Source organism: Acinetobacter sp. CIP 53.82 (genome assembly GCF_000369465.1).
GTDB classification, from domain to species: domain Bacteria; phylum Pseudomonadota; class Gammaproteobacteria; order Pseudomonadales; family Moraxellaceae; genus Acinetobacter; species Acinetobacter indicus.
Window position 1 is genome coordinate 1,647,374 of sequence record NZ_KB850046.1, and the last position, 25,509, is coordinate 1,672,882.

The 25,509-nt window shown below is 45.8% G+C and carries 20 protein-coding genes and 1 pseudogene; 15 read left to right on the forward strand and 6 right to left on the reverse strand.

Annotated features, from left to right (window positions below):
* The first annotated feature begins 101 nt into the window (after positions 1–101).
* The 7 genes from rplK (at position 102) to F905_RS13355 (ending at position 11,798) form a co-directional block, all read left to right on the forward strand.
* Entirely contained in the window at positions 102–530 is a 429-nt protein-coding gene (gene rplK / locus F905_RS13325; RefSeq protein ID WP_004868049.1) for a 50S ribosomal protein L11, read from the forward strand.
* A gap of 3 nt (positions 531–533) precedes the next feature.
* Positions 534–1,229 carry a 50S ribosomal protein L1 gene (gene rplA, locus F905_RS13330; protein ID WP_005181684.1) on the forward strand — a complete coding sequence of 232 codons (696 nt, stop codon included), beginning with the start codon at positions 534–536 and terminating at the stop codon, positions 1,227–1,229.
* Positions 1,230–1,549: 320 nt separating this feature from the next.
* Positions 1,550–2,056: a 50S ribosomal protein L10 gene (gene rplJ / locus F905_RS13335; protein ID WP_005181686.1), complete on the forward strand. Its 507-nt coding sequence runs from the start codon at positions 1,550–1,552 to the stop codon at positions 2,054–2,056.
* 48 nt (positions 2,057–2,104) lie between these two features.
* Entirely contained in the window at positions 2,105–2,476 is a 372-nt protein-coding gene (gene rplL, locus F905_RS13340) for a 50S ribosomal protein L7/L12 (RefSeq protein WP_004774018.1), read from the forward strand.
* A gap of 309 nt (positions 2,477–2,785) precedes the next feature.
* On the forward strand, positions 2,786–6,874 hold the full coding sequence (gene rpoB, locus F905_RS13345) for a DNA-directed RNA polymerase subunit beta (RefSeq protein WP_005181688.1): 4,089 nt from the start codon (positions 2,786–2,788) through the stop codon (positions 6,872–6,874).
* Positions 6,875–7,026: 152 nt separating this feature from the next.
* The gene (gene rpoC, locus F905_RS13350; RefSeq protein ID WP_005181690.1) at positions 7,027–11,217 is read left to right on the forward strand and encodes a DNA-directed RNA polymerase subunit beta'; all 4,191 of its coding nucleotides are present in this window, start codon (positions 7,027–7,029) and stop codon (positions 11,215–11,217) included.
* Between the two features lie 224 nt (positions 11,218–11,441).
* A complete protein-coding gene (locus F905_RS13355; protein ID WP_005181692.1) occupies positions 11,442–11,798 on the forward strand; it encodes a hypothetical protein in 357 nt (118 codons plus the stop codon).
* A 56-nt stretch (positions 11,799–11,854) separates the two neighbouring features.
* On the opposite strand, the gene F905_RS13360 is transcribed toward F905_RS13355, so the two are convergent.
* On the reverse strand, positions 11,855–12,337 hold the full coding sequence (locus tag F905_RS13360) for a PaaI family thioesterase (RefSeq protein WP_005181693.1): 483 nt from the start codon (positions 12,335–12,337) through the stop codon (positions 11,855–11,857).
* Positions 12,338–12,471: 134 nt separating this feature from the next.
* Here F905_RS13360 and F905_RS13365 point away from each other — a divergent pair, with 134 nt between their 5' ends.
* The 6 genes from F905_RS13365 (at position 12,472) to htpG (ending at position 19,289) form a co-directional block, all read left to right on the forward strand.
* Positions 12,472–13,347, forward strand: a complete 876-nt coding sequence (locus F905_RS13365; RefSeq protein ID WP_005181695.1) for an alpha/beta fold hydrolase — start codon at positions 12,472–12,474, stop codon at positions 13,345–13,347.
* A 110-nt stretch (positions 13,348–13,457) separates the two neighbouring features.
* The gene (locus F905_RS13370) at positions 13,458–14,825 is read left to right on the forward strand and encodes a Na+/H+ antiporter family protein (RefSeq protein ID WP_005181697.1); all 1,368 of its coding nucleotides are present in this window, start codon (positions 13,458–13,460) and stop codon (positions 14,823–14,825) included.
* A gap of 150 nt (positions 14,826–14,975) precedes the next feature.
* Positions 14,976–15,845 (forward strand): IS982-like element ISAcsp2 family transposase, encoded by an 870-nt coding sequence (locus F905_RS13375; RefSeq protein ID WP_034598122.1) that lies wholly within the window; start codon positions 14,976–14,978, stop codon positions 15,843–15,845.
* A gap of 319 nt (positions 15,846–16,164) precedes the next feature.
* Entirely contained in the window at positions 16,165–16,761 is a 597-nt protein-coding gene (locus tag F905_RS13380) for an OmpW/AlkL family protein (protein ID WP_005181701.1), read from the forward strand.
* Between the two features lie 171 nt (positions 16,762–16,932).
* The gene (locus tag F905_RS13385; protein WP_005181705.1) at positions 16,933–17,277 is read left to right on the forward strand and encodes a lysozyme inhibitor LprI family protein; all 345 of its coding nucleotides are present in this window, start codon (positions 16,933–16,935) and stop codon (positions 17,275–17,277) included.
* Positions 17,278–17,369: 92 nt separating this feature from the next.
* Entirely contained in the window at positions 17,370–19,289 is a 1,920-nt protein-coding gene (gene htpG / locus F905_RS13390) for a molecular chaperone HtpG (protein WP_005181707.1), read from the forward strand.
* Between the two features lie 60 nt (positions 19,290–19,349).
* On the opposite strand, the pseudogene F905_RS13395 reads toward htpG, so the two are convergent.
* From F905_RS13395 to F905_RS15545, 4 genes and pseudogenes are all read right to left on the reverse strand, one after another.
* Positions 19,350–20,312: pseudogene (locus F905_RS13395) on the reverse strand (hypothetical protein); the annotation flags it as partial.
* A 262-nt stretch (positions 20,313–20,574) separates the two neighbouring features.
* Positions 20,575–21,912 (reverse strand): hypothetical protein, encoded by a 1,338-nt coding sequence (locus F905_RS13400; RefSeq protein WP_005181709.1) that lies wholly within the window; start codon positions 21,910–21,912, stop codon positions 20,575–20,577.
* A gap of 9 nt (positions 21,913–21,921) precedes the next feature.
* Positions 21,922–22,101 carry a hypothetical protein gene (locus F905_RS13405; RefSeq protein WP_005181710.1) on the reverse strand — a complete coding sequence of 60 codons (180 nt, stop codon included), beginning with the start codon at positions 22,099–22,101 and terminating at the stop codon, positions 21,922–21,924.
* Between the two features lie 322 nt (positions 22,102–22,423).
* A complete protein-coding gene (locus F905_RS15545; RefSeq protein ID WP_005181712.1) occupies positions 22,424–22,585 on the reverse strand; it encodes a hypothetical protein in 162 nt (53 codons plus the stop codon).
* A gap of 404 nt (positions 22,586–22,989) precedes the next feature.
* Between F905_RS15545 and F905_RS13410 the strand changes: the two genes are divergently transcribed.
* The gene (locus F905_RS13410; RefSeq protein ID WP_005181715.1) at positions 22,990–23,190 is read left to right on the forward strand and encodes a dodecin family protein; all 201 of its coding nucleotides are present in this window, start codon (positions 22,990–22,992) and stop codon (positions 23,188–23,190) included.
* 65 nt (positions 23,191–23,255) lie between these two features.
* On the opposite strand, the gene F905_RS13415 is transcribed toward F905_RS13410, so the two are convergent.
* Complete coding sequence (locus F905_RS13415) at positions 23,256–23,939, reverse strand: DsbA family oxidoreductase (RefSeq protein WP_005181718.1); 684 nt, start codon at positions 23,937–23,939, stop codon at positions 23,256–23,258.
* A 283-nt stretch (positions 23,940–24,222) separates the two neighbouring features.
* Here F905_RS13415 and F905_RS13420 point away from each other — a divergent pair, with 283 nt between their 5' ends.
* On the forward strand, positions 24,223–24,972 hold the full coding sequence (locus F905_RS13420; RefSeq protein WP_005181725.1) for a hypothetical protein: 750 nt from the start codon (positions 24,223–24,225) through the stop codon (positions 24,970–24,972).
* Positions 24,973–25,509: the final 537 nt, after the last annotated feature.

Sequence of the window (25,509 nt, forward strand, 5' to 3'; positions counted from 1 at the left end):
ACGCCCGATTTGTTATGGATCGGGCATTGTTGTTGTAACGGTATCGTTACTTAGAAATCATTGGGGAGCCTAGCGGCGTTTGTACCCAGAGGTAATTGAAAATGGCTAAGAAGATTGACGGCTATATCAAGCTGCAAGTTCCAGCTGGTAAAGCAAATCCATCTCCACCAATTGGTCCTGCACTGGGTCAACGTGGTGTTAACATCATGGCATTCTGTAAAGAATTCAATGCTGCGACACAAAAAGTTGAAGCTGGTCTTCCAATTCCAGTAGTGATCACTGTGTACAACGACAAGTCGTTCACATTCATCATGAAAACTCCACCTGCTGCTATTCTGCTTAAGAAAGCTGCTGGTATCCAGAAGGGTTCAGCTGTACCAAACAAAACTAAAGTTGGTAAGTTGACTCGTGCTCAGTTAGAAGAGATCGCGACTACGAAAGAACCAGACTTAACTGGTGCTGACTTAGACGCGCGTGTACGTACCATCGCTGGTTCTGCACGTTCTATGGGCTTGGAAGTGGAGCTATAAGACATGGCAAAGTTAACTAAACGTCAAAAAGCCATTGCTGCTGCTGTAGAAGCAAACAAAGTTTATACTTTGGAAGAAGCAGTACAAGTTCTTAACAGCCTTCCTGCAGCTAAATTCAAAGAATCTTTGGATGTATCTGTAAACCTAGGTGTTGACCCTCGTAAATCTGACCAGGTTGTTCGTGGCGCGACTACACTTCCTGCAGGTACAGGTAAAACTGTACGTGTAGCTGTGTTTGCTCAAGGCGCTGCTGCTGAAGCTGCTAAAGCTGAAGGCGCGGACGTAGTTGGTTTTGATGACCTGGCTGAAAGCATCCAAGCGGGTAACCTTGACTTTGACGTAGTAATTGCTGCTCCAGATGCAATGCGCGTTGTAGGTAAATTAGGTACAATCCTTGGTCCACGTGGCTTAATGCCAAACCCTAAAGTGGGTACGGTTACTCCTGACGTAGCAACTGCAGTTAAAAATGCAAAAGCTGGTCAAGCACGTTACCGTGTAGACAAAGCGGGTATCATCCACGCTGCGATCGGTCAAGTAGGTTTCACTGCTGAAGCTGTTCGTCAAAACGTTGAAGCTCTTGTAGCTGACCTGAAGAAAGCAAAACCTGCGACTTCTAAAGGTGTATACATCAAAAAGATCACTCTAAGCTCAACTATGGGTCCTGGTCTGACTGTTGATGTAAACAACGTTTCTAACTAAGTTTAACTTAGACAGAATTTTAAAGTCCTGAAAGGTCTCCTTCTCCCTCTGGGAGAAGGTTGGGATGAGGGTTAAACCTCTCCCTAGCCCTCTCCTGAAAGGAGAGGGGACATTCAGGCGGACTTTGAATTGGTAAATGAGAATTTATCAGCGTCAAAGACCTCAGGCGAGGGGAGTTTTATGCTCTTCTCTTAAAATTCCAGCCTGCGTAGACGCGGTGGTGTGATTTATTCCTCCTCCGCGTGTGAGTTCAGTGATGAATTCACGAATTGGGAGTGTATCCCTTGTGGGTACATAAATCACCGTTAGGAGGTTTTACAATGGCTCTTCTTATCGAAGACAAAAAACAGATCGTAGCAGAAGTAAACGAAGTTGCTTCTCGCGCGTTCTCTGCTGTTGTTGCTGACTATCAAGGTTTAACCGTTGAGCAATTAACTGCTTTACGTGTTGAAGCGCGTAAGCTTGGTGTTACGACTCGTATCGTGCGTAATACTTTGGCTAAGCGTGCATTCGAAGGTACTCAATTCGATATCTTGAATGCAACTCTTGTTGGTCCAACAATCTTAGCTTTCTCGACTTCTGAAGATGACATGGGTGCAGCTGCACGCTTGTTCGAAGATTTCGCTAAAACAAACAAAGCATTTGAACTTAAAGCTGCTGCATTTGACGGCAAGGTTTATGAAGGTGCTGAAGTTAGCGTGATTGCAAATCTTCCGAACCAAGAAAAAGCGCTTACTATGCTTGCAAACGTTCTTCAAGCTCCTATTTCGAAATTGGGTCGCCTTATTACAGCACTCAAAGAGAAAAACGAGTCAGAAGCAGCTTAAGCTTAAATCAATTTACACACCATTCAATTTCCATTTGGAGTTATTCTCATGGCTTTAACTAACGAAGAAATTTTAAACGCAGTTGCTGAAAAAACTGTTCTTGAACTTGTTGAACTGATCTCTGCTTTCGAAGAGAAATTCAACGTATCTGCTGCTGCTGTTGCAGTTGCTGCTGCTCCAGGCGCTGGCGCTGCTGCTGCTGAAGAGCAAACTGAATTCAACGTTGAGTTGACTTCTTTCGGTGCAAACAAAGTTGCAGTAATTAAAGCAGTTCGTGAAGCGACTGGCCTTGGTCTTAAAGAAGCGAAAGACATGGTTGAAGGTGCTCCAGCAGTACTTAAAGAAGGCGTTTCTAAAGAAGAAGGCGAAGAGCTTAAGAAGAAACTTGAAGAAGCTGGTGCTACAGTTACACTTAAGTAATAGCTTAAGGGGAGTCGATTTTTTTATAATCGACTCCAAAAAATGGCTGATGGCTCTTGGGTCATCAGCCTTTTTGCGTTACAATAATCGGCTCGATTTTTGTTTGCATGATATAAATTTCATACAAATTAAAAATAAAGATAACAATCAAACGCTTACCAATATTTTTCAATGTTAAAAAATATTGTTAAGCGTTTTAATACCACTAAAAATTGCAGCATTTGTAAAGAGTGGTGGCCATATCGGCCTGCGTAATTCCTTCTGAGCCCGTTCTGCAGGCGGGCTTGGTTTACTTTCCGAGGACTCCAGATGGCATACTCATATACCGAAAAGAAACGGATCCGTAAGAATTTTGGTAAATTGCCCCAAGTCATGGAAGCACCGTACCTGTTGGCGATTCAAGTCGACTCGTACCGTACTTTCTTGCAAGATGGCAAATCTCCAAAAAACCGCGAAGATATCGGTCTCCAAGCCGCATTTCGTTCAGTTTTTCCTATAGAAAGTTATTCTGGCAATGCTGCTTTAGAATTTGTTGAGTATAGTCTTGGTAAACCAGAGTTTGATGTACGTGAATGTATCCTTCGCGGCTCAACTTATGCGGCACCAATGCGCGTTAAAATTCGTTTGATCCTGAAAGATCGTGAAACGAAATCAATCAAAGACGTACGTGAACAAGAAGTCTATATGGGCGAAATGCCATTGATGACGGATAACGGTACTTTTGTGATCAACGGTACCGAGCGTGTAATCGTATCGCAATTACACCGTTCACCAGGCGTATTCTTTGACCATGACAAAGGTAAGACTCACTCAAGCGGTAAAGTGCTGTATTCAGCGCGTATTATTCCTTACCGTGGTTCATGGTTAGACTTTGAATTTGATGCCAAAGATTTAGTCTATGTACGTATCGACCGTCGTCGTAAATTACTAGCGACTGTGGTTCTGCGTGCCCTGAACTATAACAACGAACAGATTCTTGACCTGTTCTACGAAAAAGTTCCTGTTTACCTGGATATGGGTAGCTATCAGATCGACTTGATTCCAGAACGTCTGCGTGGCGAAATGGCACAATTCGATATCACTGATGCCGATGGTAAAGTCATTGTTGAACAAGGTAAGCGTATCAACGCACGTCATGTTCGTCAAATGGAAGGCTCTGGTCTGACCAAACTGTCAGTGCCGGATGAATACCTGTATGAGCGCATTACTGCCGAAGACATCGTGCTGAAAGATGGCGATGTGATTCCGGCCAACACACTGTTAAGCCATGAAGTGATGGTGAAGCTGGCTGAAGGCGGCGTGAAGCAGTTCAATATCCTGTTCACCAACGACATCGACCGCGGTTCATTCATTGCAGATACGCTACGTGCCGATACGACTACAGGTCGTGAAGAAGCACTGGTTGAAATCTACAAAGTCATGCGTCCAGGCGAGCCACCAACCAAAGAAGCAGCTGAGAACCTGTTTAACAACCTGTTCTTCTCTTCTGAGCGTTATGACCTGTCACCAGTCGGCCGTATGAAGTTCAACCGTCGTCTGGGTCGTCCTTATGAAGTGGGTACTGACCAGAAGTCGCGCGAAGTTGAAGGCATCCTGTCGAACGAAGACATCACGGATGTACTGAAAACATTGGTTGAAATCCGTAACGGTAAAGGTGAAGTCGACGATATCGACCACTTGGGTAACCGTCGTGTTCGTTCAGTGGGCGAGATGACCGAGAACCAGTTCCGTGTGGGTCTGGTACGTGTTGAGCGTGCTGTAAAAGAGCGTCTATCACAAGCTGAAACTGACAACCTGTCTCCGCAAGATCTGATCAATGCGAAGCCAGTGGCTGCAGCCATCAAAGAATTCTTTGGTTCAAGCCAGTTGTCTCAGTTTATGGACCAGAACAACCCATTGTCTGAAATCACCCACAAACGTCGTGTATCGGCGCTTGGTCCAGGTGGTTTGACCCGTGAACGTGCAGGCTTCGAAGTGCGTGACGTACACCAGACTCACTATGGTCGTGTATGTCCAATTGAAACGCCTGAAGGTCCAAACATTGGTTTGATCAACTCGCTGTCTGTTTATGCCAAAGCCAACAGCTTCGGTTTCTTGGAAACGCCATACCGTAAAGTGGTTGATGGTCGTGTAACAGACGAAGTTGAATATCTGTCTGCGATTGAAGAAGTAGGGACTGTGATTGCACAGGCCGACTCGGTTGTAGATCAGGACGGCAACCTGACTGAAGAATTCGTTTCTGTACGTCACCACGGTGAATTCGTACGTATGTCACCTGAAAAAGTGACTCATATGGACGTATCTGCTCAGCAGGTGGTTTCTGTTGCAGCATCGCTGATTCCATTCCTTGAACATGATGACGCCAACCGTGCATTGATGGGTTCAAACATGCAACGTCAGGCCGTACCTACATTAATCGCGGACAAGCCGCTGGTTGGTACGGGTATGGAAGCCAATGTGGCACGTGACTCAGGTGTGTGTGTGGTTGCAGGCCGTGGTGGTGTGATCGAGTTTGTTGATGCATCACGTATCGTAATTCGCGTGAATGAAGATGAAATGATCGCGGGTGAAGCAGGTGTAGATATCTACAACCTGATCAAATACACGCGTTCAAACCAGAACACCTGTATCAACCAGAACGTTGTCGTACGTTTAGGCGATAAAGTTGCACGTGGTGACATCCTGGCGGATGGTCCATCGACAGATGGCGGTGAACTGGCGCTGGGTCAAAACATGCGCGTGGCGTTCATGACCTGGAATGGTTACAACTATGAAGACTCGATCTTGCTTTCTGAGCGTGTGCTTCAAGAAGACCGTTTAACGTCGATTCACATTCAGGAACTGTCATGTGTTGCACGTGATACCAAACTGGGTGCTGAAGAAATCACGGCTGATATTCCAAACGTCGGTGAAGCTGCGCTGTCTAAACTGGACGAATCAGGTATTGTTTACATCGGTGCAGAAGTGACTGCCGGTGACATCCTGGTGGGTAAAGTTACGCCAAAAGGTGAAACCCAGTTGACGCCTGAAGAAAAACTGCTTCGTGCCATCTTCGGTGAAAAAGCAGCGGACGTAAAAGACTCCTCTTTACGTGTTCCATCGGGCACCAAAGGTACAGTCATTGACGTTCAGGTCTTTACCCGTGATGGTCTGGAAAAAGACGAACGTGCACTGGCGATTGAGAAAGCGCAGCTTGATGCATACCGTAAAGACTTGAAAGAAGAATACAAAATCTTCGAAGAAGCAGCACGTGAACGTATTGTTCGTCTGTTAAAAGGTCAGGAATCGAATGGCGGTGGCGGCACTAAACGTGGCGACAAACTGTCTGAAGATATGCTGTCTGGTCTTGAACTGGTTGATCTGCTTGAAATCCAGCCAAGTGACGAAGCGATTGCGGAACGTTTAACGCAAATTCAAACCTTCCTGAAAGAGAAGAGCTTTGAAATTGACGAGAAATTCGCTGAGAAGAAACGCAAACTGTCTACAGGTGACGAACTGACCACTGGCGTACTGAAAGTGGTTAAAGTTTACCTTGCAGTGAAACGTCGTATCCAGCCGGGTGATAAGATGGCGGGTCGTCACGGTAACAAGGGTGTTGTATCCAACATTCTGCCAGTTGAAGACATGCCATACGATGCCAACGGTGTACCAGTAGACGTGGTACTGAACCCGCTTGGTGTACCATCGCGTATGAACGTGGGTCAGATTCTAGAAACGCACTTAGGTATGGCAGCCAAAGGTCTGGGTGATCAGATCGACAAGATGCTGAAAGAACAGCGCACCATTCTTGAACTGCGTGAATTCTTGGACAAGATTTACAACAAGGTGGGCGGCGAGCAAGAAGATCTTGACAGCCTGACGGATGATGAAATCTTGGCGCTTTCTGGCAACCTGCGTGCTGGTGTTCCATTGGCAACACCTGTATTTGACGGTGCTGAAGAAGGTCAGATCAAAGACTTGCTTGAACTTGCGGGTCTGTCACGTACCGGTCAAACCGTATTGTATGATGGCCGTACGGGTGAGCGTTTCGACCGTCCTGTCACTGTTGGTTACATGTACATGCTGAAACTGAACCACTTGGTTGATGACAAGATGCATGCGCGTTCAACTGGTTCTTACTCATTAGTAACACAGCAGCCGCTGGGTGGTAAGGCACAATTCGGTGGTCAGCGTTTCGGTGAGATGGAAGTCTGGGCACTGGAAGCATACGGTGCAGCTTATACGCTTCAAGAAATGCTCACTGTGAAGTCGGATGACGTTGAAGGCCGTACCCGCATCTATAAGAATATTGTAGATGGCAACCATTATATGGATCCGGGCATGCCTGAATCGTTCAACGTATTGACCAAAGAGATCCGTTCTTTAGGTATCAACATTGAACTGAAAAATGGTGACTAAGAATCTCCATTAAATCTCCCCAAACCCCTCTTTATAAAAGAGGGGCTTCCCCCTTAACAAAGGGGGACTGAGGGAGATTAAAATTCAGTTAAAAAACAATATTTGTGACCCAGTCGGAAAGTGAAAATCTTACCGGCACACGGAGAAAAAAATTGAAAGACTTGCTCGATATCATGCGCAAAAAGACGGACTCAGACGGTCATGCTCCTGTAGAGTTTGATCGCATCCGTATTGGTCTTGCGTCACCAGAAATGATTAAGTCGTGGTCTCATGGTGAAGTTAAAAAGCCTGAAACCATTAACTACCGTACCTTCAAACCAGAACGTGACGGTTTGTTCTGTGCCAAAATCTTTGGTCCAGTCAAAGATTACGAATGCTTGTGTGGTAAATACAAGCGTATGAAATACAAAGGCGTCATCTGTGAAAAATGTGGCGTTGAAGTAACAACTGCAAAAGTTCGTCGTGAACGTATGGGTCACATTGAGCTTGCTTCTCCAGTAGCACACATCTGGTTCTTAAAATCACTGCCGAGCCGTATCGGTCTGTTATTAGACATGACCTTACGTGATATCGAACGTGTTCTGTATTTCGAATCTTATGTAGTGACTGACCCAGGTATGACTCCATTTGAGAAATACCAGCTTCTGAACGATGAAGAATACTTCAATGCGTTGGAAGAGCACGGTGATGAATTCACAGCGAAAATGGGTGCAGAAGCAGTTCAGGACCTGTTAAAAGACATCGATCTTGAAAACGAAATCTCACGCCTGCGTGAAGAAATTCCACAAACAACCTCTGAGACGAAACTGAAAAAAGCGTCTAAGCGTTTGAAATTGATGGAAGCGTTCAAAGAGTCGAACAACAAGCCAGAATGGATGGTGATGAATGTACTGCCAGTACTTCCGCCAGACCTTCGTCCGCTGGTTCCGCTTGAAGGTGGCCGTTTCGCAACGTCTGACCTGAACGACCTTTACCGTCGTGTGATTAACCGTAACAACCGTTTGAAGCGTCTTCTTGACCTTGCAGCGCCAGACATCATCGTACGTAACGAAAAACGTATGTTACAAGAGTCTGTAGATGCATTGCTTGATAACGGTCGTCGTGGTCGTGCGATTACCGGTTCGAACAAACGTCCGCTGAAATCTTTGGCCGATATGATCAAAGGTAAGCAAGGTCGTTTCCGTCAGAACTTGTTGGGTAAACGTGTTGACTATTCAGGCCGTTCGGTGATTACCGTAGGTCCTACTTTACGTTTGCACCAATGTGGTCTTCCGAAGAAAATGGCGCTGGAACTGTTCAAGCCGTTCATCTTTGCGAAACTGCAAGCGTCTGGTCAAGCCACTACCATTAAAGCTGCGAAGAAAATGGTTGAGCGCGAGACGCCAGAAGTTTGGGACGTTCTTGCATCTGTGATTCGTCAGCATCCAGTGATGTTGAACCGTGCGCCAACCCTTCACCGTTTGGGTCTGCAAGCGTTTGAACCGATCCTGATTGAAGGTAAAGCGATCCGTCTGCACCCGCTAGTTTGTGCTGCGTTCAACGCCGACTTCGACGGTGACCAGATGGCGGTACACGTACCATTAACACTTGAAGCGCAATTAGAAGCGCGTGCGTTAATGATGTCGACCAACAACATTCTGTCTCCAGCCAACGGTGAGCCAATCATCGTACCGTCTCAGGACGTGGTCTTGGGTCTTTACTACATCACCCGTGATGCGGTAAATGCCAAAGGTGAAGGCATGGTGTTCGCAGATACGCATGAAGTTAACCGTGCCCTTGCAACCGGTCAGGTTGATCTGCACGCTCGCGTAAAAGCGCGTGTATACCAAACTGTCATCAATGACAACGGTGAGCGTGAGCAACAAACTATTGTTGTAGACACCACGCCAGGTCGCTGCCTGCTTTGGGAAGTTGTGCCAGAAGGTTTGAGCTTCGAGCAAATTAACGTTGAGATGACCAAGAAAAACATCTCTAAGTTAATCAACTCTTGCTACCGTAAACTGGGTCTGAAAGACACGGTAATCTTTGCTGACCAATTAATGTACTTGGGCTTCCGTCAAGCGACGCGTTCAGGTGTATCGGTTGGTATGGAAGATATGGTTATTCCACCAAGCAAACAGGCGATTATTGACAAGGCAGAAGCTGAAGTTCGTGAAATCGAACAACAGTTCGAACAAGGTTTCGTCACTGCTGGTGAACGTTATAACAAAGTCGTCGATATCTGGGCACGTACCAATGACCAGGTAGCGAAAGCGATGATGGACAACTTGTCTTTCACTACTGTGAAGAACAAACAGGGTGAAGACGAGAAGCAAAAATCATTCAACTCGATCTACATGATGTCGGATTCTGGTGCCCGTGGTTCGGCAGCTCAGATTCGTCAGCTTGCAGGTATGCGTGGTCTGATGGCGAAGCCGGATGGCTCGATCATTGAAACGCCAATTAAGGCGAACTTCCGTGAAGGTTTGACCGTACTTCAGTACTTCATTTCAACGCACGGTGCGCGTAAAGGTTTGGCCGATACTGCACTGAAAACTGCGAACTCGGGTTACCTGACGCGTCGTCTGGTTGACGTTGCGCAAGACTTGGTGATCACTGAGCCAGATTGTGGCACCATGGCTGGTCTGGTGATGACACCATTCATTCAGGGCGGTGACGTGATCGAGAACCTGGGTACGCGAGTACTGGGTCGTGTGGTTGCTGAAGACGTGAAGAAAGCCGGTTCAGATGAAGTGATCCTGCCACGTAACACCTTAATTGACGAAAAACTTGCCAACTTCCTGGAAGAGCAAGGTGTCGACGAAGTGAAAGTACGTTCAGTAGTATCATGTGAATCGACCTTCGGTGTGTGTGCGAAATGTTATGGTCGTGACCTTGCACGCGGTCACTTGGTGAACCCGGGTGAATCTGTGGGTGTAATGGCTGCTCAATCAATTGGTGAGCCAGGTACACAGTTAACCATGCGTACCTTCCACGTGGGTGGTGCGGCAAGCCGAACTTCGGCTGCCAACAGTGTTCAAGTACGAAACAAAGGTACCGTACGTTTCCACAACGTGAAAACTGTACAACATGCCAAAGGTCACCTGGTATCGACCTCTCGTTCAGGTGAAATTGGTATTGCAGATGACTTAGGTCGTGAGCGCGAGCGCTATAAACTGCCTTACGGTGCGTCAATCTTGCTGAAAGATGGCGAAGCGGTAGAAGCAGGCGGTATCGTGGCGACTTGGGATCCGCATACCCATCCGCTGGTAACTGAAGTTGCAGGTAAAGTACGTTTCAGCCAGATTGCTGATGGTGTCACTGTAACCTCGAAAACGGATGATGCAACCGGTATGACCACAATCGAAATCTTGCCAGTGACTTCACGTCCTGCGTCAGGTAAAGATTTACGTCCTGCTGTTGTGTTAGACACCGTGGACGGTGGTGAACAGTTCTACTTCCTGCCACAAAACACTATTCTTTCGGTTCGCGATGGCGAAACCATTGGTGTCGGTGACGTTATTGGTCGTGTACCACAAGAATCTTCACGTACCCGTGATATTACCGGTGGTCTGCCGCGTGTTGCTGACTTGTTCGAAGCACGTAAACCAAAAGAGCATGCGATTTTGGCAGAAGTGTCCGGTATCGTGAGCTTCGGTAAAGAGACCAAAGGTAAGAACCGTCTGGTGATTACCCCGGATGATGGTTCAGAGATCTACGAAGAGCTGATTCCGAAATGGCGTACTATTAACGTGTTCGAAGGTGAGCATGTGAACCGTGGTGAAACCATTTCTGATGGTCCACAAAACCCGCATGACATCTTACGTCTGAAAGGTGAAGTGGCGTTGACCAACTACATCGTGAACGAAGTTCAGGACGTTTACCGTCTGCAAGGTGTAAAAATCAACGACAAGCATATTGAAGTCATCGTACGTCAAATGCTGCGTAAAGTTGAAATCACTGACGGTGGTGATACCAGCTTCATCAAAGGCGAACAGGTGGATTACATCCGCGTGGTTCAAGAAAACCAGGCTGTACTTGCACAGAACAAGTTCCCAGCGAAGTTTGATCGCCAGTTGATGGGTATTACCAAAGCATCGCTGTCGACGGATTCGTTCATCTCTGCTGCATCGTTCCAGGAAACCACACGTGTGTTAACTGAAGCGGCTGTAACCGGTAAAGAAGATGATCTACGTGGTCTGAAAGAAAACGTCGTTGTTGGTCGTCTGATCCCAGCGGGTACAGGTTTGGCTTACCACTTAGAGCGTCGTCGTCAGGAAGCAGAAGCTGCAGAATTTGAACTGCAAAATGACTTCTCTGATGTAGACCAAGCATTAAGTCAGGCATTTAACCAGGAATTCTAAGCTGGTGAAATGACAACCAAGAGACGCCTTCGGGCGTCTTTTTTTATGCCTGAAAAAAGTGTATCGCGCTGTACTTTGGCGTTAGATGGGCCGGGTTGCTGCTGCAAAGCGGGTGTTTTTACATAAATCCTCTATTGGTTACCAAGTTGGTAACATATTGCTCAGATTCGACCCATCAATATCGAATAAGCTAAAGCTATGACCAAAACAGGGGAAGAGCGATCATGAAAAAAGTTATCGGTGTTATGGCAGCCGCCACCTTATCTACCTTTATGCTGGCCGGCTGTGAAAGTATGTCTCCAAATGAACAGCGTATTGGTGCAGCGGCCTTAGGTGGTGCAATTGGTGGTGGTGTCGGTGGTAATGTCGGCGGTACTGCAGGTGCAGCCATTGGTGGTGGTGCCGGTGCAGCGGTCGGTAGTAAAACCCAGGATGGTTCAAACCGTAACGCGACCTATAGTGGTGTCGGCGGTGCAATTGGTTCTGCGGTAGGTAAAAGCATCTTCGGTGGTAGTACTGGTGCAGCGATTGGTGGTGCGATTGGTGGCGGTGCAGGTGCCGCGATTGAGCAGAACCGCTAAGTCTGGTTTAGACGATCTCACATAAAAAAAGCGCTTAAAGATAAGCGCTTTTTTATTTAGCCGGCAGCATGCGGCTTTTTGCGGCGGATGTATACCGTCTTTTCTACCTCGGCAATACGTACGCCGGCTTCATCAAAAATATTCAGGCGGTAGTTGCGATATACCGGTGCATAATTCTCGGCCAGTTCCCGAATGGTAGCGACCTCCATGGCATTGAGGCGGATATCGGCATAGACCATACTGCGACCGGGCGCTAGAAAGCGGATGGTCGCGGCCTTATCCCAGACAATATATTTTGAGCCAAGATGATGCATCAACAGCAGCATATAAAACGGATCGACCATGGCATACAGGCTACCGCCAAAATGCACCCCAACAATATTCTGGTTTTTACGCGTCAGTGGCATTTTGACACGAATGTGGTAATTGGCCAGATCCATTTTCTCGACCGCAATACCGGCGCCGCGATAGGGGGCATAGCGATTGATCAGGAATTTGGACAGGGTCGGAATTGTCTGTAGTTTTTTTAAAAGGCTCATAAGGGTCAATTATTTTTATTGCACTGATCTGCATACTAGAACAGAAACCGGCAGGTGGCATTGATTTGATTGACTGCACTTGCCAATAAACAGCCAATACAAGAAATCACCCATAAACAGAACAGGATGTCATCATGCACGCTCATACGCAGTGGATTCATACCTCAGACCAGCAGCGCCTGTATGTCAAAAGCTGGGGCAAGCCGGACAATCCGGCGCTGGTACTGGTTCATGGTTATCCCGACAATCAGGAAGTCTGGGAAGCTGTTATTACCCAGCTGATTCAGGATTTTTATATTGTGACCTATGATGTGCGTGGGGCCGGTCAGTCTTCCATTCCAAAGCATATTCATGATTATCGGCTGGCACGCCTGTCTGAAGATTTACTGACTGTGGTGGATGCAGTGCTGCCCAACCGGCCATTTCATCTGGCTGCGCATGATTGGGGTTCAATTCAGTCCTGGGAGTCGGTGACCGATGCCCGGTTTCGCCAGCGGATTCTTTCTTACAGCAGCATTTCCGGGCCTTGTCTGGACCATGCTGCATTCTGGATGCGTGCCCAGTTACAGCAGGGTAAGACTAAATTCTTAAAACAGCTGGGCAAGTCCTGGTATATCGCTGTGTTTCAATTGCCCTTACTGGCACCGACGGTGTGGCAATACATGAGTGCAGAGCGCTGGGGCAAAATGGTACAGCAGCTGGAGCAACGCCCGGGTCTGGCCTTAAACCCGAATATCCAGCAAGATGGTCAATATGGCGTCAACCTGTATCGGGCCAATTTTATCCCACGTTTGCTCAAACCACGTCAGCGTGTGGCGATTTGTCCGGTACAGGCCGTGGTACTGACCGAAGACCGCTTTGTCAGTCCAGAGCTGATTGATGAAGTGCCGAACTGGGCAGCAGACTTCCAGCGAGTGGAGATTGCGGCCAATCACTGGGCAATTTTAAGCCAGCCGGAGCGGATTGCTCAACATCTTCGGGATTTTGCATTTTCAAAATCAGGCAGTTAATTTGACTGTTACTGGCAAGGTCAAGACAAATATCGGACAGCGCAACAACAGCAGCTAAATAGCGATCAATCTCTGATAAAATAGCGTTTTTTCTCGATCCGTCTTTTCTTATGTTTGCAATTCTTGCCGCCATCGCAGTCATGTTCGGGCTGTCGTTGGCACGTGTTCCTGTTGTTTTTGCACTGGTCATTGGTGCCGTTACGGGTGGTTTGCTGGCTGGTTTGGGCCTGCAAGGTACTTTAGAGGCGTTTAATAATGGCCTGGGCGGTGGTGCTAAAATTGCTTTGGCCTACGGTATTTTAGGTGCTTTTGCACTGGCTCTGGCGCGTTCAGGTTTACCTGATTTATTGGCCTATAAAATGATTCACACCTTAAAGGGTGAGGCCGATCTGAAAGCGCAAAACCGGGTCAAATACTTTATTTTCCTGGTGGTGGCCATTGCCGCGGTATTCTCCCAGAACGTGATTCCGGTACATATTGCCTTTATTCCGGTGCTGATTCCGCCATTGTTGATGGTATTTAACCACCTGAAACTGGACCGTCGTCTGGTGGCCTGTTTATTGACCTTTGGTCTGGTGGCCACCTATATGCTGGTGCCGGTCGGATTTGGCGCCATCTTCCTGAATGATATTCTGGGCCATAATATTAATACCTTTGGCAAGCCGTATGGATTTGAGATCAGCTATGACCAGATTCCAACAGCGATGGCCATTCCGGTATTCGGGATGTTTGTCGGTTTGCTGATCGCGGTGTTTTTCTCATACCGTAAGCCACGTGAATATAAAGACGTGCATATTGAAGAGCAGCAAAGCATTTCGGCTGAAATGGGTGTGGCACAAAAATCAGGTCAACCTGAAGTGGCGACGTTCACCATCTGGATGGCAGTCATTGCGATTCTGGTAACCCTTGGCGTGCAGCTGTATTCAGATTCGATGATTCTGGCCGGTCTGGTTGGTGTAGCGATTCTGAGCTGTGCCGGGATCTTTAAGTGGAAAGAAGCGGACGATGTTATTATTACCGGTATGCGGATGATGGCACTGGTTGGCTTTATTATGATTGCTGCGCAAGGTTTTGCTGCTGTGATTGAGGCAACAGGACAGGTTTCTGCGCTGGTTGAAGCATCGGTTGACTGGATTGGTAATAGCCAGGCACTTGCAGCCTTTTTAATGTTGTTGATTGGTTTGCTGATTACTCTGGGTATCGGTTCATCATTCTCTACCATTCCGATTCTGGCGATTATTTATGTACCGCTCTGTATTCAATTTGGTTTTAGTCCTGCAGCAACTATTGCGATCATTGGGACTGCGGCTGCACTGGGCGATGCCGGTTCACCTGCTTCGGATTCGACCTTGGGGCCAACCTCAGGCCTGAATATGGATGGTCAGCATGACCATATGAAAGACAGTGTAGTGCCGACCTTTATTCACTTTAATATCCCGCTGATGATTTTTGGCTGGATTGCCGCCATGGTGCTTTAACCTGAAATATCCCGGGAATAAAATCCCGGGATTTTTTTTGAATCATAGATGTATTTATAACCTGAATCGCGGATAAGAAATTGACTTGAAAAATAAGAGGACTAGAGCCATCAGTTGAGTTACCACACCAAACTCACAACTCTAGTCCTGATGTTCAATAGTACCGAATTATTCTGCGTAATTGATGATTTTTTTCTTAAATTTGAATCAACTTATTGGGAGTTTCTCAAACAAAACTGTGGTTCCTTAAGAATCAGAACTGCTCAACTCACAATTTCAGAAATCTGCTTTATTGCCATTTGGTACAAATGCTCTCATTTCAATAATTTCAAAGCCTTTTTCACCTGGTTAAAAGAAGATAAAAGCCATTTATTTAAGTACTTGCCTTGCTATCAAAGGATGATTCATCTGATCAATATGCACCAATTGGCCCTACACGCTTTACATGTGGCGCTGATGAAAGACCAAGCTACACAATATTTATGGATTGATTCAACAACTCTGCCAGTTTGTAAAAATCAACGTATTCAGCGTCATAAATCATTAGTCCAAATTGCATCACGTGGTAGAAGCTCAATGGGCTGGTTTTATGGCTGTAAATTACATATTGCGATGAATCAATTTGGTGAAATTGCCTGTTCTGCTTTATCGAATGGACATGTTGCTGACATAAAAATGGTTGAGCAATTGGTTGCTGGTATAGAAGCAAAACTTTACGGGGATCGAGGTTACATCAGCCAAGAATTAAAAATCAGATTGAAAGATCAAGGTATTGATTTGATTACTTATCATCGAAAGAATATGCGGGCTATTCAACTCTGTGCATCAGATGAATATCACCTAAGACAACGCAATAAGATAGAAACATTATTCAGTTTATTGAAGGGGCAATACAATTTAGTGACGAGTCAAGCACGTAGTCTTCATGGATTTCTGAGTGGAATTTACGCCTCACTATATGCATATCAATTAACCCATCAAAATAAGCCAACAATTCAAATTAAGGAATCATCGGCTTAAGCAGGATCCGGGTTATTTATAATAAATCTTATAATTATTCTGATAATCTAATAATAGATGTATTTAAAATATATATTATAGAGCTTTTAAAATAAACCTGAGTATTTTAATCTGAATATTATTATTTAATCTTGATAAAGAAGGTTGGTATTTAAAACCAAGTTGTGTGGTTGGTTAAAATAAATTAATTTAATAATCAATAGTTTGAAAATAATATAAAATTATTATATCGGATAAGTATTGCATATTAATTTCTAACGTGTTTATTATTAATTAATGTTTAATTTTTGAATAAATAATCTTCCAGTGGGGTATTAAAATGTTAAAGCAAATTACACTCGTTGCATTAATGGGTCTTTCTGCTTCTGTGATGGCAGGCCAATGGCAAGTCAAGCTGGGCGGTTCGGTTGTAGCACCTACAGGCGATTATAATCTCGGCGGCGCAACAGTTGAGGCAGATCATGAATATGCATTTACCCCCTCAGTTGAATATTTCTTTAATGACAATATTTCGACAGAACTGCTTTTAGCTGCACCAATTAACCATGATGTTCAGTTAGCGGGTACAGATGTGGTACGTATTAAACATTTACCACCAACGCTGACGGCAAAATACCATTTTAAAAACAATACCGGTTTTACACCGTACATTGGTGTCGGTGGTACCGCATTTGTGGCTTGGGATGAGCGTGGTAAAAATGCCTTAGCTGATGCTGATATTAAAGTAAAAGAAGATTTTGGTTTTGCCGGCCAGATTGGTTTTAACTTCCAGCCTGCAGATGCCAAAAACTGGGGCGTATTCTTTGATGCACGTTATGCACAAATCAGCCCAGAAGTTCAAATTGAAGGTCTAGAAAGCTTCGATTTAGATATCGATCCAATGGTGTACACCATCGGTTATAGCTACAAATTCTAATTATAAAAAAGTACCAATAATAAAATTCAGCGTAGCCCCATCCTGGTGATGGGGCCTTTTTATTGCAAAATGATAACAATAGAACAAAATCAGAATATTGAGTTAAGTATTCGTTTTCATTTAATTTGTAGTGAATGAAATGAAAGAAATGAAAAAGTGAGAAGATCAAATATGAATAGAAATACAACCTTTGCCTTGGTCTTCGCCAGTTTGATCAGCCTGCCTGCCGCTGCAGCCAGCTTTAATTGTGAACGTGCTCAAACCCCAACCGAACATGCCATTTGTGAATATCGTAATGTTAATGATGCCGATGTGAAGATGGCCACCACCTATAAAATTATTAACCGTCTGGTACCGATGGGGACACGTTCGGCTATACGGGATGAACAGGTGCGCTGGCTGGCCCTGCGTGACCGCTGTGGCCAGTCGGTTGAATGTCTGACCCAGGTTTACCAGATGCGTCAGCAAAAGCTGGAGCAGTATATGCAGCGGGTCTATCAGCAGGGCCCATTTTAATATTTTTTTGTTTTCCTATTGAAAAATCGTCGCCTCACTCCAATTCATAAGGCATTCCAATACAACAATGCTGTCAATTTAAGGAGTGATGAATGAGCGAACAAAGCGCACAAAAACACAGTTTCCAGGCTGAAGTGGCTCAGCTTTTACATTTGGTGACGCATTCTCTTTATTCCAACCCTGAAATTTTTCTGCGTGAACTGATTTCTAACGCCTCTGATGCCTGCGATAAATTGCGTTTTGAAGGCATCAACCATCCTGAATATTATGAAAATGATCCGGACCTGCGCGTGCGTGTGCGTCTGGATGCAGAGAACAATACCCTGACCATTTCCGATAACGGTATTGGTTTAAGCCAGCAGGAAGCGATTGATAACCTGGGGACCATTGCCAAATCCGGCACCAAAGACTTTATGTCCAAGCTGACCGGTGATCAAAAAGCCGATGCCCAGCTGATTGGCCAGTTTGGGGTGGGTTTCTACTCTGGCTTTATTGTGGCCGATAAAATTACCGTAGAATCACGCCGTGCCGGTCTGGACGCATCGGAAGGTGTACGCTGGATCAGCGGTGGCACCGGTGAATTTGAAGTCGAGCAAATCAACAAGGAAGGTCGTGGCACCGACATCATCCTGCATTTACGTGAAGATGCGTTGGACTATCTGCAAAGCTATAAAGTGAAGCAGATTATCAATAAATATTCTGATCACATCAGCCTGCCCATTCAAATGCAAAAAGAAGTCTGGCAGGAAGAGGAAGTAGCGGAAGGTGAACAGCCAAAAGGCGGCCAGTATGTGAAAACTGATGAATGGGAAGCGATTAACTCGGCCAGTGCTTTATGGACCCGCAGTAAAAACGAGATTAGCGAAGAACAGTATATCGAGTTTTATAAAAACCTGAGCCATGATTTTGAAGCGCCGCTGGCCTGGTCGCATAACCGTGTCGAAGGCAGCACCGAATATACCCAGTTGCTGTATATTCCACCAAAAGCACCACATGATATTTTTACCCGCGAAGCCAAAGCTGGCATCAAGCTGTATGTCAAACGCGTGTTTATTATGGATGATGCTGACAACCTGATTCCAAACTATTTGCGCTTTGTACAGGGTGTGGTGGATAGCGCCGATTTACCGCTGAACGTCAGCCGTGAACTGCTACAGGAAAGCCGCGATGTGAAAACCATACGTGAAGGTAACGCACGCCGTGTGCTGACCATGCTGGATGGTCTGGCCAAATCTGAAGATGAAAAAGACCAGAACAACTTCAAGACTTTCTATCGTGAATTTGGTTCGGTCTTAAAAGAAGGCCTGGGCGAAGACTTTGGTAACCGTGAGCGTATCCTGAAATTATTACGCTATGCGACCTCCACCCAGGATGAGGTCAGCACCTCACTGGCAGATTACAAAGCGCGGATGCAGGACGGCCAGAAAGCCATTTACTATGTAACCGCAGATAGCCTGACCGCGGCCAAGAACTCGCCGCAGCTGGAGCTGTTCAAGAAAAAAGGCATTGAAGTCCTGCTGATGACTGAACGTGTTGATGAATGGGCCATGAACTTCGTACATGAGTTTGATGGTACACCGCTGCAAAACGTGTCTAAAGGTGCGGTCGATTTGGGCGATCTGCAAGATGCTGAAGAGAAGAAGGCACTGGAACAGGCGGCAGAGCAGTTTAAGCCAGTGGTGGAGCAGCTGTCTGAATCGCTGAAAGATAAAACCAAAGAAGTGCGCGTGACCACACGATTGGTTGATTCTCCGGCCTGTCTGGTTACGGCTGATGGGGAATTGTCGCCACAGTTGATCCGGATGCTGAAAGATGCCGGTCAGCCGGTGCCAGAAATGAAACCGATTCTGGAAATTAACCCGCAGCATCCGTTGGTGCAAAAACTGCAAGGTTCGGCTCAGTTTGATGATCTGGCCAATGTGATTTTTGATCAGGCCCTGATTGCAGAAGGGGGACTGCCAGAAAATCCGGCAGAGTACCTGAAACGCATCAACAGTCTGCTCTTAAAATAAGCCTATTAAAAAAACCTCCTGCGGGAGGTTTTTTAATGCACGATTATATTGTTGACGGCTTTAGAACAGGGCTTCTAAACGCAGCAAGACACTCGGGAAATGGCTGCGGTCTTCACGGTCATCATTATAGTAATTCAGGTCGCCCTGCACAAAAAACCATTCACGCAAGAACGGCTGACGCCAGGACACAAACGGTCCCCAGCTGTTCAGGCGTAAATCATCATTATGATAATAACCGCCGGTGTAGAGTCCGTAGTTAAAACGGTTGCCGTGGAAGAACTGGTGCTGTCTAAAGCTGTAATTGTCCCATCTGAGGTCATCATCCTGTTCATCGGCATAGGTCAGGCTAAACTGGTTGCTTAAAAACGGATGATCAGGCCGGGCATGAATAAGTTCCAGGTTGGTTCTTAAATAGTTTTCACTGTCGAGGCCGTAACGGTAAATCTGCTCGGCATGAAAGGAAAAATCATTGACCAGTTCCCAGTCCTTGGCAATTTTTAAACGGGCATAAATATCATCGCCAGAACGCACCCCGAGGTCGGCATCAGTTTCAAAGGGTAAGCGTTCAGTGAAGTCAGACCAGCGTAAGGCCAGGGAGCTGTTGTCTTCACGCGCCCGTCGACCATCCAGGGTTTTGTCCGGGCTGTTGCTGGGGTTTTCATTGGTAATGGCAACACTGTTTTGCAGTTCGTTATCCAGTGAGTCATCACCAAAGACCAGACTTAATTTGCGTTCCAGCGTCGGCAGTTTAATCCGGCCACGTACCCGCGGTTTAATATCGTAGTCATCATATTTGTTCCAGCGACTGTCGACCAGAATACGCAAGGTCGCAGAGGCCGGTTCCTCTGGGCTGGTTTCTCCAAACCAGTTATCAATTTTATGTGCGGTATTGTCTGCCCAGTGGCGAATCTGTTTCTGGCGCCGGTCTACCCAGCTTTGTTCTTCGGTTTCATGCGTGGGCGGCACAATCGGTTCATTCGACTGTTCCGGCAAAATGGTCGGGGTGGCATCAATCAGGCGCGGCAGGGTATAGAAAAAACCATTACCCGCCTCAGTTTCGGGCACCAGCGGCACCTCATAACCTGGTGGTGCGGTCTGCGGTTCTGTCTCCAGGTTGGTATTGTTGTCTGCAACCGTATATCCACTGCCTAACAGGCAAAATAATAATAATGATGGCGCTATAAAATGTACTTTTCTTGGCATTATTTACTGATCTTTAAGCTCTTTTTGCTAGTGTTGAAAATCTTCAGGCGAAAAGCAAGATGCAGCTACAAAAACATAAACATTAACTGGCGGTGAGCCGTTGAATGGCCTGAACCAGACGTAAAGGGTCGACCGGCGCAGGCAGGTGATTCAAGACTTTTTGAATGATTTGCCAGCTCACGCCCTGCTGACGATCGAGCAGAATATAGGGATAGGCCGGTTCGGTACGCGCCAGTTGTAAACGCTGCTGGCCATGAATCAGGCGAATTTTTTGTCGCTCTTTTAATAAAATCAGCGGGGTGGCCAGCGTGGCTGCTGTTTCCTCAAACTGGATAAATTTCTGGGTATGAATCAGGTGCAGCGGAATAAACGGATAATAATCTTCTTTGTGCCAGATCATCTGCTCGGCATGTTGATAGCACTGAAACAGACTGTCCAGCGCAAACAGCTGGCTTTCCAGTACAGCGCTGTCTATTTCACGAATTGCGGCAATTTCATGTTCATGCTGCTGGCTAAAGGCGTGGGCAAAACGGGTGGCTTGCATGGCATCCAAGGCGCCAAACAAGACCAGATATTTAATAAAACGACCTTGGGCATTGATCTGCTCGGCCACATAACCGGGGCGCTTGAGCAGAGCTGCTTGCTCTGCATCATGAACCAGCACATCGGCATACTGCATCACTTCAGGCCGGGCTGGTAAAAATACCCGGCACAGTTTTTCCGCCGGCAGATGGTCCAGGGGTAATTCGGAAATCGGGCAGCTGAGCTGATTGAGCAGCAGATGACGGGCGCTAGACTCTGCTTCGGGTACGGAATCTGCTTGCTGTTCAGGCTGAACAGGTGCGGCTTTGGTAGGCTTGAACTGCTGAGCTGCTTCTTCAGGTTCTATCGCTACAGATGAACGTGCTGCGACGGTATGCTGAAAGGCCTGCGTTGCGGCATAGTTTTGCTGGTTAAGTAATTCCAGATCGGTGTGCAGACTGCGATACTGATGCTGCTGTTGCAACATCCAGCGATAGACCTGTTCCAGATTGCCCCAGTCACTGAGCAGGGCAGTACGTGCGGGTGCCGGAATCAGCCAGATTTGCCAGCCGGAGGCGGGCTGATACAAGATGGCCCAACCTGAATCGGGCTGGGCATATAAGGCCTGTTCTAGCGCCTCGACCTGCTGAAACACGCCCCGAAAAGAACGTGCATAAATGGTGTCACGCGCAAATTCTTCGGCAGAACGTTCCGGCTGCACCTGTGTCTTATAGGCCAGAATCTGCTTTTTAAACAGAGGCTGGTCGCATTCAACAAAAATACTTTTAATCCGGCTTTTGGCCTTGGCAGTTTCATACAGACTCAAGGAACGACGCTCCAGCGCGCCCGTCAGGTCATGCAGTTCTTTAATCAGCCGGGATTTTTCTAAAGTATTCATGGTGGAAACTTAAACCAGTTGTTGTGCTTTTTCCAGATAACTGGCCAGGACAATATTCAGGGCCAGTTCAACCAATTTGTATTCGGCAGAATGCGGCTGTGAATAATGTTCCGCCAGCGCCACCAGATTTTCTACATTAATCTCTTGTGGAGAAATTTTTCTCTGAATCAGGGCTTGAAGTTCGTGCATTGCTCTCTCATCAACCTGTACTTAAATAATTGTTTTGGATCACTTTGATTATAGGTATTTCACTAAAAATTACATGAAAAAAAATGTCAGCTTTTGTGGATTTTTAGGCATTTATGACAGAAATTGGGATTTCAATATAAGAAATATTAAAAAATTTTTTAGATAAATTTCAGTTAAATCAGAGAATAAACAGATCATGCTGCCGAATTGACAAAAAATGTCAGTCTCAAATTGTCCGGTCGGATCAGGTGTCAGCCGCAGAATTGTTCTAAACCACAATAAAAAAAGCAGACCTGAGGTCTGCTTGTATTTAAAGAAGTGCTTAAGCTTCTTTGTTCTGTTCAGCGCTTGCAGGCTGATCGTTGCTCACGGTTTCAGTGTGGGCTTTTTCAGTCGGGAAGCTTGGTACATAAACCATTTCTGCTGATACATTGGCTGCATACAGGGTGACCATAAACAGGCCAAGCGCTTTTAAAAAGTTCATCAATCTTACCTTCACAAAAAAGGATGACTTGGGAGAAAAGTCATCGTGAGAGAGTGTATTCAAACAACAGCTATGATAGCGCGTTGTGATTGAGAGAAAATGATCATATCGGCAAGTTTAAGACTTTTTGTTAAAAAATAACATTTAAAAACAATAAATTAGAATAATTGCTCTAATCATTTAGCTACAAGATTTAAATTAATGATGATTTTTACAAGAACGAGATCATCCTGTTTTAAGATGAAAAAATCTCCAGATTTTTTGCCCCATCCACGCGTCATCTCTGTACAAATCCCTTGATCTGTATAGAGATGTAAGTTTTTGACGCGGTATGGTTAAGCGCTCTTTTATTGTCTTTTTTTTATTCTAAGATGAACGTTTATACCAACACTGAGGGATCAATCATGGCGATTGCAAAAGTAGTAGAAGTGAATGCCAGCAGTAATAAAAGTTTTGAAGATGCCATTCAAAGCGGCATTGCCAAAGTCGGTGAAACAGTCAAAAACCTGCAGGGTGCCTGGATTAATGAACAGAAAGTGGTGATTAAGGACAATAAGATTACCGAGTATCGGGTTAATTTAAAAATCAGTTTCCTGGTGGAATAAAGTACATAGAAAAAAATCCCCGTAAGGGGATTTTTTATGGCAGCGATGCTTAAGGATGTAACTGCTTATTGTTCCGGTACATCGCACTGGTCATCCTGACATTGCGCGCCGTTGTCTGTAGGTGTTTCCAAAGCTTTTTTCAGCACCTGTTCAAACACTTCCCGTGGCTGGGCACCGGCTAAAGCAACGCGCTGGTCAAATACAAAAAAGGGTACGCCCGTCACTTTAAGCTGATCACGCGCTACATCCTGATCAAATTTCACAAAATCGGCATAGGCATCGGAATCGAGCACATCATCGACTTCCACCGGGTTTAAACCGATACGTGCAGCGACATCTTCCAGCGTTTCGCGTTCGCCAATGGCCAGACCTTGGGTCATATAGCTGTAGAAAAAGGCTTCCTTGGCTTCATTGCCCAAGCCTTTGCTTTGCGCCAGATGAATCAGGCGGTGGGCATTTAAGGTATTGCCGGAATTGGCCTGTTCCCAGTTAAATTGGATACCTTCTTCAGCAGCCATGCTGGCAATATTGCGCTGCATGTCTTCTACTTCTGCCAAGGTACGGCCATATTTTTGCGCCAGACGTTCAGAGTTGGAAATTTCCTGACGTTCCGGTGCGTCGGGGTCAAGCTGGAAACTGTGCCAGTGCACCTCAAGTTCTACGCCGACCTGTGCTGCCGCGGCTTCAAGACGTTTTTTGCCGATATAACAGAAAGGGCAGACCACATCGGACCAGATATCTACACGCATGAATATTCTCTTTGCCTTGTTTTCAACTATTGATGGGGATGATTTGCCTGAATTAAAGCCGAGATGGGTACTTTGCCGCCAGCAAACCGTATTTTTCATCCTCATCACTTTATATTTTTCCAAAATGAGCTAAACAATAAAAAATTAGCTTAATAAAATAAATCACTTAAGTCATTTTTATTGTTTGATCTTTTGTGTGCTTTGTTGAATAATTTTGTCTAAAAAACGGGCGATACAACAACAAAGCGTTATGATAACGAGAACTACAACAAGAGGACAGGATATGCGACGTATAGTGTGGATCATCGTCCTCGTGACCTGTGCCGTGTTTGGATTGATGTTTTATCAATATCAGGCACAACAAAAAGAACTGACCCAATTACACGAATATCAGAACGTACTGTATGAAAAGGCCGAGCAGATTTATGTACAGGCGCAGGATTGGTCGACCCCGATTCAGGTTGATCCGTCCGATCCGCGTTTAAGCGGTGATTATGCCCTGATGGCTGAATTTGTGATTAGCCATCTGGTGCAAAGTGCCGAAGCGCGTAATAGCTATTTACGCGAACTGAAAGCGTTGCAATGGGATCAGTTTCTGGATATTAAACGCCTGAATGAAGATAAAAAACAGGACTATGCCGAAACTGAAGCCATGCTGTCACAGGTCAAGGCTATGATGGAGCTATATCAGGAGCATCTGACTGAACATGAAGCACAGGCGCTGGCCCAAATTGAAGAATTACCGATTAAATCGCACCTGCGCCGTCAGTTAAGTGAATCTCTGCTGGAAAGCCGCCAGAATGATGAAGGCACGGTGCTGTTTGAGCTGGAAAAACAAAGCCTGAGTCAGGCCTATGTGCTGCTTGGGATTCTAAAAAATAATCGCTGGGAAATGAAAAACAACCTGTTTATGTTCTATGAAGATGCAGGCCTGAAACAGTTTAATCAGGCCTATCAGGACATGCTCAAGCTGAATCAGCAAATGCAGGACATTACCCAGGCGCATCAGCAGGCACTGGCTGAAAAGCTATAAGCAACAGCTCAACTTCTTGCACCTGTTTTAAGCCAAAGCTTAATACTGCCCCAATACCGTGATGAGGCAGTATCGGTAGATGTAAGGTGTATCCTTAACGATCATAGAGTCACGGGCTCAGGATATATTTTAGTGCTGCTGCTGGCCGAGATGGCTATGAAAATGCACTGTGACTGTACAGTCTCTAGCGCTTTTTCAGGGTGTGGATGGCTACAAGTTATATACATGGACAGCATCGTGCGTGATCTACTTAAACAGAGTAGAAAAATAAAATTATGAATGAAAAAAATTGGTCTAAGTAATTGATAAAATTCTAAAATTTTAGAAAGTATCTCTCTGTTTTTTCCTGTCTTTAACTAGTTCATCTCATCCTCATGTTAGTGCCGATTTACCAGCAAAATCCGCCAGATTTTTTAAAATGGCATAGTAATTGCTCCAATCCCGCAGGAATCGCGCTTGTCTGCAACATGCAGGCAAGGGCCAGTATATTTTTAAGGATGGCTTCAGAGAAAAGCATCACTAAGCTGCGGCGTGGGG